At 32.8% G+C, this 11,426-nt stretch carries 16 protein-coding genes and 2 tRNA genes; 5 read left to right on the top strand and 13 right to left on the bottom strand.

Translation table 11 applies throughout. The features are described 5' to 3' along the window. Positions 1–111: 111 nt before the first annotated feature. The 5 genes from H4K35_RS09930 to H4K35_RS09910 all read right to left on the bottom strand — a co-directional run bounded on the left by H4K35_RS09930 (position 112) and on the right by H4K35_RS09910 (position 2,010). Complete coding sequence (locus H4K35_RS09930; RefSeq protein WP_255492422.1) at positions 112–309, bottom strand: hypothetical protein; 198 nt, start codon at positions 307–309, stop codon at positions 112–114. An 8-nt stretch (positions 310–317) separates the two neighbouring features. Then, positions 318–614 carry a hypothetical protein gene (locus H4K35_RS09925; protein ID WP_182627499.1) on the bottom strand — a complete coding sequence of 99 codons (297 nt, stop codon included), beginning with the start codon at positions 612–614 and terminating at the stop codon, positions 318–320. Positions 615–709: 95 nt separating this feature from the next. Continuing rightward, positions 710–967: a hypothetical protein gene (locus H4K35_RS09920; RefSeq protein ID WP_182627480.1), complete on the bottom strand. Its 258-nt coding sequence runs from the start codon at positions 965–967 to the stop codon at positions 710–712. A gap of 9 nt (positions 968–976) precedes the next feature. Next, positions 977–1,243, bottom strand: a complete 267-nt coding sequence (locus tag H4K35_RS09915) for a hypothetical protein (protein WP_182627478.1) — start codon at positions 1,241–1,243, stop codon at positions 977–979. Beyond that, positions 1,243–2,010: a phage antirepressor KilAC domain-containing protein gene (locus tag H4K35_RS09910; RefSeq protein WP_182627475.1), complete on the bottom strand. Its 768-nt coding sequence runs from the start codon at positions 2,008–2,010 to the stop codon at positions 1,243–1,245. The genes H4K35_RS09915 and H4K35_RS09910 overlap by 1 nt, the downstream gene beginning before the upstream one ends. A gap of 373 nt (positions 2,011–2,383) precedes the next feature. Here H4K35_RS09910 and H4K35_RS09905 point away from each other — a divergent pair, with 373 nt between their 5' ends. The 3 genes from H4K35_RS09905 (at position 2,384) to H4K35_RS09895 (ending at position 3,898) form a co-directional block, all read left to right on the top strand. Then, positions 2,384–3,217 (top strand): helix-turn-helix transcriptional regulator, encoded by an 834-nt coding sequence (locus H4K35_RS09905; protein ID WP_182627473.1) that lies wholly within the window; start codon positions 2,384–2,386, stop codon positions 3,215–3,217. Between the two features lie 82 nt (positions 3,218–3,299). Next, positions 3,300–3,716, top strand: coding sequence for a hypothetical protein (locus H4K35_RS09900; RefSeq protein ID WP_182627471.1), 417 nt, complete (start codon positions 3,300–3,302; stop codon positions 3,714–3,716). Positions 3,717–3,718: 2 nt separating this feature from the next. After that, positions 3,719–3,898, top strand: a complete 180-nt coding sequence (locus H4K35_RS09895; RefSeq protein ID WP_182627469.1) for a hypothetical protein — start codon at positions 3,719–3,721, stop codon at positions 3,896–3,898. 259 nt (positions 3,899–4,157) lie between these two features. Here H4K35_RS09895 and H4K35_RS15915 read toward each other — a convergent pair whose 3' ends face one another. From H4K35_RS15915 to H4K35_RS09870, 5 genes are all read right to left on the bottom strand, one after another. Then, entirely contained in the window at positions 4,158–4,292 is a 135-nt protein-coding gene (locus H4K35_RS15915; protein WP_220497681.1) for a Rha family transcriptional regulator, read from the bottom strand. A 587-nt stretch (positions 4,293–4,879) separates the two neighbouring features. After that, entirely contained in the window at positions 4,880–5,269 is a 390-nt protein-coding gene (locus tag H4K35_RS09885) for an XRE family transcriptional regulator (RefSeq protein WP_182627468.1), read from the bottom strand. A gap of 2 nt (positions 5,270–5,271) precedes the next feature. Beyond that, the gene (locus tag H4K35_RS09880) at positions 5,272–6,567 is read right to left on the bottom strand and encodes a site-specific integrase (protein ID WP_182627466.1); all 1,296 of its coding nucleotides are present in this window, start codon (positions 6,565–6,567) and stop codon (positions 5,272–5,274) included. 186 nt (positions 6,568–6,753) lie between these two features. Continuing rightward, positions 6,754–6,827 (bottom strand) — tRNA-Arg (locus H4K35_RS09875). A gap of 9 nt (positions 6,828–6,836) precedes the next feature. Further along, a tRNA-Arg gene (locus tag H4K35_RS09870) sits at positions 6,837–6,910 on the bottom strand. Positions 6,911–7,378: 468 nt separating this feature from the next. Between H4K35_RS09870 and H4K35_RS09865 the strand changes: the two genes are divergently transcribed. Further along, entirely contained in the window at positions 7,379–7,759 is a 381-nt protein-coding gene (locus H4K35_RS09865; RefSeq protein ID WP_182627464.1) for a hypothetical protein, read from the top strand. A gap of 135 nt (positions 7,760–7,894) precedes the next feature. On the opposite strand, the gene H4K35_RS09860 is transcribed toward H4K35_RS09865, so the two are convergent. Together H4K35_RS09860 and rho are read right to left on the bottom strand one after the other, a co-directional pair. Further along, entirely contained in the window at positions 7,895–8,263 is a 369-nt protein-coding gene (locus H4K35_RS09860; RefSeq protein WP_182627462.1) for a hypothetical protein, read from the bottom strand. Between the two features lie 130 nt (positions 8,264–8,393). Beyond that, a complete protein-coding gene (gene rho / locus H4K35_RS09855) occupies positions 8,394–10,244 on the bottom strand; it encodes a transcription termination factor Rho (protein WP_182627461.1) in 1,851 nt (616 codons plus the stop codon). 192 nt (positions 10,245–10,436) lie between these two features. Here rho and H4K35_RS09850 point away from each other — a divergent pair, with 192 nt between their 5' ends. Beyond that, positions 10,437–10,853, top strand: coding sequence for a DUF4293 domain-containing protein (locus H4K35_RS09850; protein ID WP_182627459.1), 417 nt, complete (start codon positions 10,437–10,439; stop codon positions 10,851–10,853). Between the two features lie 43 nt (positions 10,854–10,896). On the opposite strand, the gene H4K35_RS09845 is transcribed toward H4K35_RS09850, so the two are convergent. Next, positions 10,897–11,409, bottom strand: a complete 513-nt coding sequence (locus tag H4K35_RS09845) for a metallophosphoesterase (protein WP_182627456.1) — start codon at positions 11,407–11,409, stop codon at positions 10,897–10,899. Positions 11,410–11,426: the final 17 nt, after the last annotated feature.

Below are 11,426 nucleotides of genomic sequence, written 5' to 3'. Positions count from 1 at the left end.
AAAAAAGGAAACAATAACACCATTATTTTAGTACTTTAGTAACTACTTTTTGACCGTGCTTTTAAACCTCATTTACACTGGTCACTTTAAACCAGAATATACTGGTCACTTTCACCAGAATTTACATGTAACTAAAGCAGTTCTGTGTTTTTTTGCTGTTGTAAAAGTTTCGTTATCCGTAATTTCGATGTAAGGGTTATCTTTTATGATTTGAAGTTGCAATTCTCTTTTGTTTTTTACTTCCTCTAAGGCGTTTACATTAAAGTTTTCAAGGCTAAAAGTTTGCGGTAGGTTTTTATTATCTGACATGTTTCCCGTTATTTTAATTCTTTACAATAAATTTTGAAGCGAGGTGGTAAACTCGCTTTGTTTAAAGCTTCTTCTTCTGAACTAGCTATTACTTTTATTTCTGCATAGTCGACGTGGTCGCCGTATCTATAAAAAACGAATACTGTGTATTCTTTTCTTTCTTGCATAGGGTTAAAAAATGCTAAGTGTTTTCTAATGGTATTAAAAAAGCCGTCAAAAAGAATTTTGTCGGCTTCTGATTGTTCGGTATATGTTTTATCAAAAAGTTTCCATTTACCATTTTCGATATAAGGTGTAGCATTCATAAGACTACTTTGTTTTTTGCTTAGGTAGGCAAAGGAGAATAAAGCAAAGGGTAGCTACCATAATACCCAGTGCAGTCATAAGGTCGGATAAAAGATTAAGCATTATCTGTCGCTTTTCTTTCAATTACAACTCTAGTAGGTATTTTTTTTCTACTTTCAATTAAATCTACAACCTCTTTTTTGTCGTAATACTTTTTCTTGTCTTCTGGTCTTTCTGCATTTCTATAAGCAGTTAACTTGTTGTTGTAGAAGCGGTAAAAAGTAGTTGATTTAATACCCATTAAAGCACATACTTCTGTGTAAGTTAATAATTCGATTTGCTCTATATCTGTATCTATGATGTTCTGTGTCATTTTATTTGTTTAAAAGTGTTCGTTTAAAAATTGTTTTAAGCGTTGGATTTGATTGTATGAAAATATCGATGTGTTTTTATCTCTGGTATTATTAATTAGGATAACAAGCGAATCTCTTTCGGGATTTTCACCTGTAAATGATTCTGATTTTAAAAACGCAATACAGTTTTTATCTCCATTATCGAGCATTACTATTACAGGTTGTTCTTTTTCCCATTTCTCAATTTCAGAAAATGGCATATCTCCAAAGTTTGGATGTTTATTTGTTTTTTTCATTATGCTGGTTTTTTTAATAATTGATGAATAAATAATCTTCCTTTTTCTGTCCATACAGTGTTAGAATAAGTTTTTTGCTCTTTTGTTTCTTGATTTAAACTTGTAAAAGTTCTTAACTCAGCATAACCCATATCTCTGTATTTAGCTGTTAATAACCAAATTCCACCTTGTTTATACTGAATCTTTCTCTCTGCTAGTATTCTATTTAGTTTTATACTGGTTATACCTAATTCTAAAGCTATTTGATTCACTGTTAATGTAGAGGTAGATTGTAATACTTTGTCTGTATATTCAGCTTTTGGAGAAAGAATTTTTATTTCTTCTCTTTGAATTGTGTTTTGACCTTCAAGTATTTGAAGCTGTTGTTTACTAGCATCTAATCTTTTTTGTAGAATATTTAATGCTTGTGCAATAGTTTCGTCGTCATTATTTATTGTAACAACTCCCTTTTGTAATAACTCTTTAATTCTGTCATTACACCACAATTTAAAATCGATTGATAACCATTGAGCAAAATCAAGAGCGATATCTTCATGCATCCAAGTACCTGGATTAGTACCACCATTCTTAACTATCAGCAAATCAGTCGGTAGGCATTTTAGCCTAGCGGATAAAGCAGATATTAATTCATCAGAACTTTGTGTTCTTAGATAATCTTTAGTTGTCTTTCCAAAGGGCTTAGCCATTTGTGTTGCGTTAACCATTACATCTCCACTCCCTAATTGAAATGTTACGTCTTGGTTGTTATATTGGAATATGTGTTCCATAAATACTTGTATTTAAGAAAATTTTAACGAATATATTTGTACACTTCGCTGTTACATATCTGTTTAATCCGTATTTTTGTTATACGAATTATTGCGTAAAAGCGATAGTTTGAAAAGTTTTTAAATTTTGACAGGTATTAACGCCCCTCGTGGCGTTTTGAAACAAAGCGAATTAAAATAGTGAACTACGTCAATAGTTTACAAACTAAATTAAGACGTTTGTTTCCCAATATGTCAAAGAGCTTTTTATGTCACGACACAAGTTTGTTTTTGAAAGGGTAGACTTGTGTTGTGTTTTGTTGTTACAAATATATACAGAAATTCTGTATAACAAAATAAATAATACATAATTTCTGAATCAAATTATTTTGCTATGAAAAATATTAAAGAATTTATTAATAATAATTTTATCAAAACTGTTGATTATCTGTTGAATAGCCATATGGTTTCTTCTAAAAAAGAACTGGCAGATAATTTAGGTTTAAGAGCTAATAATATGTCTGAAGTATTATCAGGAAGACAGAATGTAGGTATTGATGTTGTATTAAAATTATGTGATTTGTACAATATTTCTGTAGAATATCAATTAAAAGGTATAGGAGAGATGTTTGTTGATTTAACTAAATCATTAGTAGGAGAACCAATTCATAATAGTAGTGCTGATTCTAAAATAACTCATAATAGCGTATTTGTTCTTGACACAGATTATCTTGATGATGAAGTAGAGGTTTTTACTAACTCTAATGGTAATAGATTTTATTTGTATCCTAATGGTAGAATCGAAATAGAAGTATTGAAAGTTCCTTTTCCTGCTTATGCTTCATATATTGAATGTTATCAAGATGAAATGAATTGTGTTAATGGTTTTGAATACATAAGATTTAAAGCTGATCATATTGCGAAAGGAAATTACATTTGTTTTGTAAGCGAGGGAGAAAGTATGAACGGAGGAATGCTAGACGATACCCCAGGAGGTTCTGAAATATTAGCTCGTGAAGTTGGTCGTCAGTTTTGGGATAATTTGCATAGTACTAAATATGGTCTGATTTTCGTAACCAAATCGGGTATTATGCATAAAGATATTGGAGGTTATAATAAAGAAACGGGGAAATTTACTTTGCTTAGTAGAAACCCAGAACATAAACCTTTTGAATACTCGGCAAATGATGTGTATCAGATATTCAATGTAATAAAGAGAAGTTTTTAAATAAGTCAAATTAATGCGGTCTGTTTAGATCGCATTTTTTATTTGTTTATATTTGGTTTTTGTTAACATATACATTTCTTAAATGAAAAGAGCTTTTTTATACCTAATTTGTTTTGTAACGTTTTATTCTTGCAATGAAAAAAAAGAATATTCTAAAAAAGAATCTATCGAAAGAAATGTAGAGCATTTACAAAAATCTATTGAATGGAATAATAAACGGATACAATTAGTAAATAAAGATACAACGTTATTAGTATCTTCAAAGGATATGTTACTAATAAAAGAATATCTTAAATACGCCATAGATGAAGCTGAAAAAGTAGATACTATTGTTTTAAATTCTGTGAAGGACGGTTATGGTAATATTTACTATAATAAATATTTAAAAGGTATGAAAATGGAGCTTAAAGGCATTGAAGAAGGTAATAATAAGATGTCTATTGATGGTCAGTTAAAGTATGATGAGTTTTTGAAATGGATAAATAAAAATGGATTATAATTATGACTAAATACGAGAAAATAAAAATTATATTATTTATTGTAGCAATTGTATCTTTTTCAATAATAGGATATTTGAATAGTATAAATGGTAGATATACACATATTGTTGATAGTAAAATGATGCTTGATACAAGAACTGGAGATGTATTAACTTTAGAAAGTAAAAAAAAGATAAATTAAATAATGGCTAAAAAATCACTTTTAATCGGCTTGTTATCTGTGTTTTTGTTTTCTTTTTCAAGTCAACAAGAAGTTTATATTTGCAAAGGTAAATCAAGTAAGAAATATCACAAATCAAACAAATGTAGGGGATTGAGTAACTGTTCTACAAGTATTTATAAAGTTAGTTTAAACGAAGCGAGAAACGCAGGAAGAACAGCGTGTAAGATTGAGTATTAATATAGTTTATCACTAAATAAATAAAACAAAAAGCCACTTATTAAATAGTGTAAACGCTTGATTTCCATAGACTGTCCAAATTTGGACTCTCCAAATTAACCTCTATTGATCTAATGTCACGCATAACATGATCGTGTCTTTTTCTAGTCATAGTAGCAATTTCTCTACTTGACATGGTATGGTTTATTTCAATTTAACGAAGCACTTGCTTAGTTTTGTTAACACTTGTTTGAATTGGGGGTGTTTTTGAGTAGTTTTTTTAAAAAAAAGGGTAAGTTATATTATAAGTAATACTTGATATTTATAACTGCTTTGAAGGCTAAAACGTTGTGGCTAAAACACAATTATCCTTAAGCAATCCGAGAATATTTGATACTAAATATATATAACTCGAAAAGCCAGGATTGTGTTTTATTTATCTGCTTCGTTAGGAAAATACGCGCATCTAAAACATACAACTACGTCTAACTACCAATGTTGTAATTTGAGACAATTTGCAGATTGTTAGTACTGCCCTTGGTGGTCTGTCTCTTGCAATGACCTGTCAAGCAACCTTTCATTTCTTCTTGACTTTATATTATGAGGTTTTCGAAATCGAGCCGTAGAACGCATAAAAAAACCTCCAATCAGCGACGTGGTAAGCTGTTGGAGGTTTTTTAAGGCAATCAATTAAGACATATAACCTAAATCAATTCAGATTACCACGTCTAATTGATTGGTACAAATATATAAAATATTTTATATAATTATATAAAAACTATATTATTTGTTTTTTTTCAATTCTTCAATTTCTTTTAGAATTTTTATCTGTGTTTTAGAAATTACATCAAGTTTAGCTATAATTTGCTGCATTGTAATATCTCCATTATTTCCGAGCATATTTTGTTGCAGTTGAGTAGTTGTGTCGTTATTGTTTAAAATAGGTAATTCGCCTTTTAATAAAAAAAGATAATTTATTTCGGGTATGTGTTCAATTGCGTTATCTGCAAATGCGTTAGTTATGGTTGCTGTTTTTCCGTAAATGATAGAATTTACAGTAGCGTTATTGTTATGTCCTAATTTTGCACCTAAATGACTTACGGGAACTCTTAATTCATCAGCAAGCATTTTAATTCTTTCTGCTGGGTTTTCAATTATTTTTTTGTCTGACATAATTATATATTTTGTTGTTTCCAGAACTCTGCTAATATTTTAGCGCTTTCTAAATTTGTCTGTTTGTTATATTCTAACATTTGTTTTTCCGACTTCCAGCCACAAACATCCATTATTACTTTGTTTGGTAATTTCCCAATGTGATTTGTTGCAAAAGATCTTCTGCAAATATGAGAAGATACTAATTTGTATTTAGGGTATTCTCCAACTTCTTTTCGAACGGTATCTTCTCCTGTTGAATTATCAACTTTAGTTTTTATCTTACCACCTGTTATCATATTTGTAATATTAGCTAATTTACAAATACTTTTAATTTCTCTATTGAATTCTTGTTCAAAGGTTTTTGGAGGTAGTCCATTCCATTTTTTAAGTATTTCTTTGATTTGTGGATGTAATGGTATTGTTACGCTATGATTGGTCTTGAAAGTCTTGATATTTATAAAATCTCCTTGAATATCGTTCATTGATAATCTAGTTAAGAAATCTGATACACGCATTCCGGTCCATAAGCCAATTATAAAATTATCTCTAATAGCCTCTTTTTTCTTGTCATTTATTTTAAGATTATAAATCTTGTTTATTTCATCTGTATTTAGATATGGTGCTTTATATGGTGTTTCTGTTTTTTTGATATATACTATTTCTCTATAACCTTTATTGACTTTTAAATTCATCTTTTCAGCTCTTTCGCAAAAGAATTTAGCGCGAGAAACGTGTCTGTGTACTGTTGTTTCAGAAAATCCTCTATCATTTGAAAGATAGCTACTAAAATTGTCTAATACTTTATTGTCAATATCTGTTAACTTGATTTTGTTATTACCTTCGAACTCAATTAATAAATCTCTTAATCTACTATAATGACTAATAGACTTATCGTTCATATATTTATCGGCAGCTACTTTGTGTTTTGTAGCTTTGTTTTCAATCCACCACGTAGCGAAAGAAGTTAAATAAACTTCTTCTTTTTTTATTTGAAAATTATTCTCTGAAGTTGGACGATTAAAGAATTCATTTACTTTACTAGCAATCCAGGCTTTATCAATTATTTCACCTTGTATGTATGAATTATTGAATTCTGTTAGAATGTGAACTTGAAGTTCGTTAAGTTTTATATTTAACTCATTTCTGTTTTTAACAGCGCTAATATTTTTTATCTGTTCCTTTTTAGCATCCCAATGAGCAGGATCAATAAGAATTTGTGTTCTGTAGAAAATATCTATTTGTTTTGTATGTAAGAATCTTAAGTACAAAACCGAAGGATTAGACTTCCCTCTAAGTAGAAACTTAATTGTAGCCATTGTAATAGGGTTTTTGTTTGACATTGTAATTGTTGTAATAGTCAAGAGTGGTAAATCTTGCACGACTATTGCACGACAAACATACGAATTACTTTTTAATTTTATATAATAATATAAAAAAATATATATAATTTGGCTTTATTGCATAAAAAAACCTTATACAAATGTATAAGGTTTTCTTTATTGTGACGATGACAGGATTCAAACCTGTAACCTTCTGAGCCGTAATCAGATGCGCTATTCAGTTGCGCCACATCGCCATTATTTTGTGACCACGGCAGGATTCAAACCTGCAACCTTCTGAGCCGTAATCAGATGCGCTATTCAGTTGCGCCACGTGGCCTTGTTGCTTATTGCGAGTGCAAATATAAGACGATATTCTGTAAAACCAAACTAGATCAACAAAAAAATGGAGGTTTTTTTTGTTTGCTTTATTAATCAATTAATTGAGAGTAGCTTAGCCTGAAAGTTTTTTCTATCTTTTTTTTGATGAATGCGCAATCCCTTAGTGATAGAAGGACTTTCACTCTTCAAAATACTCCAAGAGCGAAGTAGGTTCTAACAACTGAATTACCCCATATTTGGCGAATGTCGACATAGTCATAGCGTGCGAGTACTAAAAGATAGACGAGCTGCTTTTCTCCTTTGCTTTTGTATTACATCTCCCTTTGTGGTATAAAGCACTCCTTCTACGAGAACTAAACGCCAAGTACAGAAAAACTGTACTTTATGCTAAAGTTAGCAGATTTATTTTTTAACCTAAAAAAACAGCGTATTTTAACATAACCAATCGAACCAAAAATATTTAATTATGAAAAAATCACTTTTTACTCTTGCCCTGGTATTGGGATGTGGAGCAACGACTTTTGCAAATGAAAGCGATCGTACAGACCAGATCTATAAATATTTCAAACAATATGACTACGAAATTGTTGTTTGGAAAAAACTGAGAAACAATGGTAACGGTCCACAGATGATGCAAATGCTACACAAAGAAACAGGAAGAAATACAATGGCCTGGATCAACAATCGAATTAACGTATTAAAACAAAACTATCCAGGCACACCACAAGAACCTGTGAGTGTGATCAATATGATCCCCTATCCTAGTAGCGATTTCGATCCTATCTATGTTGATCCTAGCATTCCTGACAGAGTATTAGAAGAAGTTGTGTTTGAAACACGTCAATAATAAGCTAACTAATCATTACATCTACATAGAGCAGGTCGTTTTTTAACTCCTGCATCATGTACCTAAAAGTTTATCCATTCAAGACCGCGCGTTCTGCGCCTCTTATTTGGGTAAACTTTTTTTACTGCTTCGCTTTTATTGCAATTTACTGTAGTAGATATAAACCAAGGTGGTAATCAAGAAAATAAGCAAATAAAAATAGAGGGGATTTCCCGTGAACAACCCTACAACCAAAAACAGAACAGTAGCGACAGCGCCAATGAGTAAAAAATTGAAGGTTTCTTTATCGATCAAATCGTCAAAGTCTTCCTCTTCCTCTTTCATTTCCTTTTCGAGTTGCTGTGTTTTTTCTTGGAGTTTTGCTTTTTTTTCTGCCCATGTTTTTTGAAGTGCATTGCTTCTAATTTGTTTCGCTTTACCTTGTGACGACAGGTACGAATGACCATAGCGATACCCTAGGTAGTCGAGCAATAAGACCAGTAATAGTAAAGCAACTTTTATCATCGTATGGGTATTCACAGTATTCTCTAGGCGCAAAAATAATAAACTATATAACAAACACACCCAACAAAAATAAAAAAAGAGGACATTCGCTTTGGAATGCCCTCTTTTCAATTATATTCAAAATCACTAATTATCCTTGAATTTCACCAAAAAACTCTTCGTTGTTTTTTGTGTTTTTAATCGAGTCAATAATCGATGTCATGGCTTCGATAGAATTCATATCATCCATTACTTTGCGAACTGTCCAAGTGCGTTGTAAGGCATCTCTATCGAGTAATTCATCATCGCGACGTGTACTTGAAGAGGTAATATCAATAGCCGGGTAAATGCGCTTGTTTGCCAATTTTCTATCCAATTGAAGCTCCATATTCCCTGTTCCTTTGAATTCTTCAAAAATCACCTCATCCATTTTAGATCCCGTATCCACTAAAGCCGTAGCGATGATACTCAAGGAACCACCGTTCTCGATATTACGCGCCGCTCCAAAGAAGCGTTTTGGTTTTTGTAGTGCATTAGCATCTACCCCTCCACTCAATACTTTTCCTGATGCAGGCTGTACCGTATTATACGCACGAGCTAAACGCGTGATAGAATCTAGTAAGATTACTACATCATGCCCACATTCGACTAAACGCTTGGCCTTTTCTAAGACAATATTAGCTACTTTTACGTGGCGTTCTGCTGGCTCATCAAAGGTTGAAGCAATCACTTCAGCACGAACACTGCGTTGCATATCTGTCACCTCTTCTGGACGCTCATCAATCAATAAAACGATCAAATAAACCTCAGGGTGATTCGCTGCAATTGCATTAGCTACATCTTTCAACAACATGGTTTTACCCGTTTTTGGCTGAGCAACGATCATTCCACGTTGTCCTTTACCAATTGGGGCAAACATATCCATAATACGCGTTGAAGTTGTACTTCTAGCGCCGTCTAATTTAAATTTCTCTGTAGGGAAAATTGGGGTTAAATGCTCAAAAGAAACGCGATCTCTCACACTTTGAGGGTCGTGCCCATTAATTTTTAATACGCGTACTAAAGGGAAGAATTTTTCTCCTTCTTTTGGAGGGCGAACCACTCCTTTTACGGTATCTCCTGTTTTTAAACCAAAAAGGCGAATTTGCGATTGAGACAAATAGATATCATCAGGAGATGACAAATAATTGTAATCAGCAGAACGCAAGAACCCGTATCCATCAGGCATCATTTCCAATACGCCTTCACTTTCAATAATACCATCAAACTCATAATCAGGTTCTCTGAAATTATTTTTTTGTTGAGCGTTATTGTTGTTAGTTTGATTTTGATTGCGCTGTTGATTTCTATTGCCTTGTTGATTTTGATGCTGTCTTTTGTTTTCTTGTTCAACAGCAGGCTGGTCGTTTACAACTGAAGATTCAGTTTCGCTTTTTGCAGTATCAGGAGCAACACCTTGACGTTGTTCTTCTCCTTGTTGTTTTTTGTTATTCTTGAAGTCGCGTTTTTGAAAATCGCGCTTGGTATTGTCGTTTTTCTTCTTTTGTGCAAAATCCTTGCGATTGTCACGCGGATTGTTCTTTGCCTCTACTTTGGAATCTGCAGTTGATTCTGTTTGTACAGCCACGCGTTCTTCCGTTGTGTCTTCATTTGAAGTTTCAATCGATTTGCGTGCTGCGGATTCAGTCTTCTTCTCTTGTTTCCCTTCCATTGGTGTTATTCCCACCTCTGTTGTTTGCTTAGCAAGTCTTGGACGTCTTGTTTTTTCGACTGGAGTAGCTGCCGCCGGAGCTGGTTGCACTGCCTCGGCTTGAACCGGTTTTTCTTTTTGCGCAACAGGCTTGGCCGCTTTTGCCTTAACTTCTGCTGGAGCTTGAACCGCTAATATTCGTTCAATTAACTCTCCTTTTTTTAAAGTCGACACCTTAGTCAGCTTAGCCTTCTTCGCGATCTCCTGAAGGTCAGAAACCTTCATTTTTTCTAATTGGGAAATGTCAAACATATAAATGTTTATAGATTATAAATAAATGAGTTGTGTCTTAAAAATAAGAATGGAATTTTTGTTAGTAGAAGTGTCGTATTATGAAGTACTTACGACATAACTGTTGCAATAATACGAATTATTTTTAATATTTAATAGGTTTTTATAAAAAAGAAACCTTACTTTTGTCTGAGTTACAGAAAATCAATCATCATGTTACAGCGAATTCAAACCGTATATATGATTCTAGTGCTTATTGCACTAGGTGTATTACCCTTTGTTTTTCCTTTATGGTACAATGCAAAGCAAGAGGAAGTTTACTTTATGTTTTTCCCTTCATTTACATTCCTTTTTGGGGCATCTGCTGCGTTAACCGTTGTGAGCATCATGAATTACAAAAATAGACAACGACAGTTTGTTTGCAACAGACTGACTATGATATTAAACGTTATACTATTAGGATTATTTGTTTATCGAACACTAACTGTATCTGGAGAAGCGACAGAAATCGTTTCTGAGAAAGGTATTGGGATGTTCCTCCCTATTGTTTCTATCGTGTTGCTTGTATTAGCAAACAAAGCCATCAAGAAGGATGAAGATCTTGTAAAATCTGTGGATCGTTTGCGATAAACCTAACATCTTAGTTTATTAGTGCGTAAAAAAAACCGAACAATTATATTTGTTCGGTTTTTTTGTTTTTCGGCCATTCAATCAGCTCTAAATCTTTTATACTCCCTTGATCCAACACAAATCGCAACATGGTACGCACTTGGTGAAAACCACTAATACCCGCAGCACCAGGGTTTAAATGCAATACCCCATGTTCGTTATCGTATTGTACCTTCAATATATGGGAATGACCGCAGATGTACAATCCCGGTTTTTCTCTTCTCAATTGATTTTTTACTTGGGTGCGGTAGTTCCCAGGATAACCACCAATGTGAATCATATACACTTTCATCCCCTCACAAACAAAAAGTTGCTCTTCTGGAAATTCTATACGTGCTTCTGCATCGTCTATATTGCCATAAACAGCACGCAGGGGTTTGTACTTTTTTATTTCATCGGTAACTGCAAGATTTCCAATATCTCCTGCATGCCAAACTTCATCGGCCTGCTTGACGTATTTTAAAATCGACGCATCCATACAGCTATGGGTATCGGATAGCAATAATATTTTTTTCAATGGTACTATTCTTTATA

Origin of the sequence: Myroides sp. NP-2 (assembly GCF_014145665.1) — a bacterium.
GTDB lineage: Bacteria > Bacteroidota > Bacteroidia > Flavobacteriales > Flavobacteriaceae > Flavobacterium.
This window is presented reverse-complemented; position numbering and strand designations above follow the sequence as displayed.